Genomic DNA, 4832 nt, shown 5'->3' on the forward strand with positions numbered 1-4832 from the left:
TCATAGGCCAGCAGCGCGCTCATCTCGCCCGGATCGCGGGCCGCATCCAGCCGCTGCGCCAACGCTTCGATGCCGTAGAGCCCCAGGTTGTAGCCATGCGCGGTGACCGGGTGCATGCCCACCGCCGCGTCGCTGATGAGCGCCAGGCGCGGCGCGACGAAACGCTCGGCCCACACAGCCACCAACGGATAGACATGGCGGGCACCGTCGACGCGCATCGGCCCCAGCCGCCCCTCGGCGGCGGCTTCGATGGCGGCGGCCAGCGCCACCTCGTCCATCGCCGCCAGGCGCGGCAGCTCGGTGTTCGCCACCGTCCACACCGCCGAGCAGCGCCGCCCTGTCTTGGGCAGCAAGGCCAGCGTGTGGCCTTGCAGAAAACATTCCTGCGCCACGCCTTCATGGTCGCGCTCGTGCGCGAGCGGTACGAGCAGCGCGCTGCGGCCGAAGTCGCGATGGCGGGCGCCGATGCCGGCCAGGCGGCGCAGCGGCGAAAAACGGCTGTCGGCCGCGACGACCAGCGGCGCCAGATGGCGCTCACCGCAACGCGTGTCCACGGTGGCCATCTCGCCCTCGCGGCAAAAGCCGACGACCGTGCGGCCGCAGAGCACCTCGATGCCGCGCTGCTGCGCGCCGGCCCAGGCCGCGGCGCGGATGCGGTGGTTGGCCACCAGCCAGCCGAGATCCTGCCCACTCGACTCGAAAGGCAGCGCCGTGCGTGAGCCGCTGGAGCACACACTAGCGCGGCGCAGCGGCGCGATGTCGCTCAGGTGCTCCCACAAACCCAGGTTTTCCAGCGCGCGGCGCGAGCGGTGCGTGAGTGCGATCTCACGGCCATCGTCCGCGGGGGCGGCCAGCGTGGTGGCATCGGCCTGCTCCAGCACGCGCACGGCCAGGCCGCGGTCGTGCAGCGCGCAGGCCAGCGCCAGGCCGGCCGGGCCGGCGCCGCAGATCAGGACTTGCGGCGAAGTGCGGACGAGTTCATTCATGGTCGCGCAGCCTAGGCCGCGGAGCGCAACGGCGCCTTGATGCAGGTCAGACAGGCTCGGCTTCGGCGTCGGGCTCTTCCAGTGTCTGCAGTTCGACCAGGCGGCGGTACAAGCCGCCTTCGATCGCCATCAGCGCCTCGTGCGAACCACGCTCCTGCAGGTGTCCGTGGTTGAGCACGAGGATCTGGTCGGCGGCGCGGATGGTCGACAGCCGGTGCGCGATGGCCACCACCGTCACGCGCCCGCGCAGCGCCGTCAGCGCCTCACCCACGCGCTGCTCGGTGGCGCTGTCGATATTACTGGTCGCCTCATCCAGGAACAGGATGCGCGGTGAGCCTGCCAATGCCCGCGCCATCGCCAGCAACTGCTTCTGCCCGGTCGATACGCGCGCCCCGCCCTCGCCCAGCCGGGTGTCATAGCCCTGCGGCAGCGCCGTGATGAAGTCGTGCGCGCGGGCCGCCGTGGCCGCGTCCTGGATGTCGTCCTCGCTGATGCCCGGCCGGCCCATCGCGATGTTGTCGCGCACGCTGGCCGACATCAGATAAGGCTCCTGCGGCACCAGCCCCACCGCGTCGCGAAAGGCCGCGTCCGGCACGCTGGCCAGCGGCTGGCCGTCCACCGTGATGCGCCCGGCCTGCGCTGTGTAGAAGCGCAGCAGCAGCGATAGCAGCGTGCTCTTGCCGCTGCCGGTGTGGCCGACGATGCCGACAAAGCTGCCCGCCGCGATGTCCACGTCGACGCCATGCAGCACCGGCCTTGCAGGGTCGTAGCCGAAGCTCAGCCCCTCGATGCGGATGCTGCCCTGGGCAATCCCGCGGCCGTCCTGGGCCGGGCCGCGGTGCTCATCCTCCTCCAGCAGCGTGCGCACGCGCGACGCCGCCACCATGGCCTGCTGCAGCTGGCCGAACTGCATGGTGATCTGGATCAGCGGCTCCACCACCCGGGCGATGTAGCTGAGGAAGGCGTACAGCAGGCCCACCTCCAGCCCCGACATCTCTCGCCGCCCGAAGCTGTAGATGACGGTGACGAGCAGCAGCACATTCATCAAATCCAGCGCCGGCCGCAGCAGCCAGGCGTTGGCGCGCAGCTCGGCGATGCGCGACAGGCGGTGCTCGGCATTCGTCGTCTCGAAACGCGCACCGAAGCGGCCGGCCGCGCCGCTGGCCTGCAGCACCGCCATGCCGGCCATGCTTTCGGCCATCTGCGCGTTGATGTCGCTGCGCAGCTGGCGCGTACGCGCCACGGCCGGCGCCGACAGCTTCTGGTAGCCCAGGATGATGACCACCATGGCCGGCACCAGCGTCGCGACGATGAGCATCAACCGCCAGTCGAGAAAGGCCATCGCCACCAGCGAGCCGAAGACGACGATGGTCGAGTCCAGCATCACGTACAGCACCTGGCGGTAGAGCTGGTTCACCGCCTCGGTGTCGTTGGTCACGCGGCTGACGAGCTGGCCGGTGATGGCCTTGTCGAAGAAGGCCATGGGTAGCGCCAGCACGTGCGCATAGACGCGCTCGCGTAAGCGCAGCACCGAGCGCCGCGCCACGCCCGCCATGCGCGACAGCTGGGCATAGCGAATCCAGCTCGCGGCCCAGCCGGTCAGCAGCATCAGCGCCAGCAGCGTGGCCATCTCGGTGATGTCGAACTGGCGCGGCAGCAGGTGGTGGTCGATGTAGCGCTTGCCGAGGATGGGGCCGAGCACTTCGAGGCCGGCGGCAAGGACGAGCCAGATACCGCCCTGGATGAGGTGGGGTTTCTCAGGCGTCGCTGCATCAAGCAGCAGGCCGACGCTCTTCCACGGTTTTTCCGTCGGCTTGGTTTCAGGCGGCTTCAAGGCTGGCCTCGATCTGTTGATAGCGCCACTGAGCGGCATACCAGCCGCCCAACTCCAGCAACTGTTGATGCGTGCCGCGCTCGATGACATGGCCCTGCTTGAGCACGATGACTTCGTCGGCATCCATCACGGCCGAGAGTCGATGCGCAATGACGATGACGCTGCGATCAGGCCGCGCGGCACGCAGCTCGCGCAGGTGGTCGAGGATGTCGGTCTCGGTGCCGGTGTCGACGGCGGACAGCGCGTCGTCCAGCACCAGCAACGGTGCATCGCTCAATAGCGCCCGTGCAATGGCGACGCGCTGGCGCTGACCGCCCGACAGCGTCACGCCGCGTTCGCCGACCTCCGTGGCGTAGCCCTCAGGCAGGCGGGCGATGTCGTCGTGCACGGCAGCCAGGCGTGCTGCAGCCTCGATCTCTTCGCGCGTTGCGCCGGGCTTGGCCAGCGCGATGTTGTCAGCCACCGAGGCCGAGAACAAAAACGGCTCCTGCGGCACCCAGGCGATGTGGGCGCGCAGCGTAGCGAGCGGCAGTTCTGGCAATGCGACACCACCCAGCGTCAGCCGGCCCGCGTCCGGCTCGGACTGGCGCAGCAGCAAGCGCACGAAAGTGGATTTGCCCGCACCGGTCGCGCCGACGACGCCCAGCGTCTTGCCCGGTGCGAGTGCCAGGTCCACGCCTTCCAACGCCGGCCGTTTGGCGCCGGGGAAGCTGAAGGTCAGCCCGTCGGCGCGCAGTTCGGCGTGGGCCGGCAGCGCCGCCCTGCCCTCATCGGTCAGTGTCAGCGGCGCGTCCAGCACCGGCGCCAGCCGCGTCCAGGCCGCGCGGCCGCGCTCCAGCAATGCCAGTACCCAACCCGCCGCGAACATTGGCCAGATCAACTGGCCGAGGTACATCGTGAAGGCCGTCAGCTGACCGATGCTGATCTCGCCGCGCGCCACCAGCCAGCCGCCCACGGCCAGCGCGATGGCGAACGCGGCGGACAGCGTCATGCCGACGGCGGGCTCGTAGGCAGCCTCCCAGCGCTGCGAGCGAAAGCTCGCCTCGGCCGCCTTCTCGGCCAGCTCGGTGAACTGCGCCTCACTGCGCGCGACGAGGCCCAGGGCGCGCACTGTGCGCACGCCGGACAGGCTTTCCTGCACCTGGTGGTTCWGGCCACTGAAGGCGCCCAGTGAGTCCTGCGCGGCCTGGTGCAGATGGTTGGAGATCCACCAGAAAGCCAGCGCCATCAACGGAAAGGGCACGAGGGCCGCGAGGCCCAGGCGCCAGTCGATGCCGATCGTCATCATCGCGAGCACCAGCACCAGCGTCTGCGTGCCATCAAAGCCCGCCAGCATCGCCTCGCCGGCGGCCTGCTCGACGGTGTCGATGTCATTGGTCGCCAGCGCCATCAGGTCGCCGGTGCGTTGAGACTGGAAGTAGGCGGGGCCTTGCAGCGCAAGGCGCGCGTAGAGCCGCGTGCGCAGTCGTGCACCAAGCTGGAAGGACGCTTTGAAGAGGGTCAGCCGCCAGCCGGCGCGCAGCAGGTAGATGACGAGCCCGGCCAGCACGAGCAGGCCGAGTTGTTTCAGCAGCGAATCACCCTTCAGGCCGCCGGCGACGAGGTCGTCGACGACATGGCCGACCTGGCGGGGGATCCAGACGGTCAATGCGGCGATGCAGGTGAGCATGGCACCCGCGGCGGCGTAGGCGCGCCAGTGCTCGCGCACAAAGGCGGCAAGCATGCGGGAGAGGCTGGCGAAAACAGGGACTGTCGACAACATGCAAGGGGCGAGTGTCGCCCGGTGATGAGAAAAATCAGGCGCGGAGCCGACGAACCAGCGCCATGACCGCAGTGGCCGACAGCGCAAATGCAATGCTCGGATCGAGCAAAAGCGGAAGCCACCAAAAAGCGCGAACCTCGACGTCGGGATGCATCGCGATCAGCAGCGTAGCCAGCAAGCCGGAAAGAAAGGGCGGCGCAAACGAAAGACTGCGTTTCCTGAACGCGGCATCGTTCAGGGAGCCCCAGTT

Annotated in this window: 4 protein-coding genes; all 4 read right to left on the reverse strand. The window is 69.1% G+C overall.

Annotation, left to right across the window (positions count from 1 at the left end):
• On the reverse strand, positions 1–986 hold a 986-nt coding region (locus AC1DU6_RS20200; RefSeq protein WP_477859142.1), incomplete at its 3' end, for an FAD-dependent monooxygenase.
• Positions 987–1032: 46 nt separating this feature from the next.
• Positions 1033–2859 carry an ABC transporter ATP-binding protein gene (locus tag AC1DU6_RS20205; protein ID WP_477859143.1) on the reverse strand — a complete coding sequence of 609 codons (1827 nt, stop codon included), beginning with the start codon at positions 2857–2859 and terminating at the stop codon, positions 1033–1035.
• Entirely contained in the window at positions 2807–4543 is a 1737-nt protein-coding gene (locus AC1DU6_RS20210) for an ABC transporter ATP-binding protein (RefSeq protein WP_477859145.1), read from the reverse strand. The genes AC1DU6_RS20205 and AC1DU6_RS20210 overlap by 53 nt, the downstream gene beginning before the upstream one ends.
• A gap of 73 nt (positions 4544–4616) precedes the next feature.
• Positions 4617–4832: hypothetical protein (locus tag AC1DU6_RS20215; RefSeq protein WP_477859147.1), on the reverse strand; the 216-nt coding region annotated here is incomplete at its 5' end.

Source organism: Roseateles sp. P5_B10 (assembly GCF_056400485.1).

What these genes read in the sequence shown, in the direction of transcription:
- AC1DU6_RS20205 (WP_477859143.1), bottom strand. Translation starts at nt 2,859, where the DNA reads ATGCCGCTCAGTGGCGCTATCAACAGATCGAGGCCAGCCTTGAAGCCG.